Source organism: Solibacillus sp. GQ1 (assembly GCF_059758555.1).
Window position 1 is genome coordinate 1 of the sequence record NZ_JCAXEX010000019.1, and the last position, 396, is coordinate 396.

Consider the following 396-nt stretch of genomic DNA (forward strand, 5'->3'; position numbering starts at 1 on the left):
TTAGAGAATTTTTATTCTGACAGTATATAAAATGATTATAAAACTGGTGAGCCATGAAGGACTCGAACCTTCGACCCTCTGATTAAAAGTCAGATGCTCTACCAACTGAGCTAATGGCTCTTGATTAAAATGGTGGAGGATGACGGGCTCGAACCGCCGACCCCCTGCTTGTAAGGCAGGTGCTCTCCCAGCTGAGCTAATCCTCCCAAAAAAAATAAGCGAAGCGACGTCCTACTCTCGCAGGGGGAAGCCCCCAACTACCATCGGCGCTAAAGAGCTTAACTTCCGTGTTCGGTATGGGAACGGGTGTGACCTCTTTGCCATCATCACTTCACTTAATTATTTAGTTAAAAGAAACTTCATTCTTTCAAAACTGGATAAACGTTTCATTGAATT

Annotated in this window: 2 tRNA genes and 1 rRNA gene; all 3 read right to left on the minus strand. The window is 43.9% G+C overall.

Annotated elements, in window-relative coordinates:
* Positions 1-44: 44 nt before the first annotated feature.
* A tRNA-Lys gene (locus tag AC6CH1_RS19280) sits at positions 45-120 on the minus strand.
* Positions 121-130: 10 nt separating this feature from the next.
* Positions 131-206, minus strand: a tRNA-Val gene (locus AC6CH1_RS19285).
* A 12-nt stretch (positions 207-218) separates the two neighbouring features.
* A 5S ribosomal RNA gene (gene rrf / locus AC6CH1_RS19290) occupies positions 219-334 on the minus strand.
* Positions 335-396: the final 62 nt, after the last annotated feature.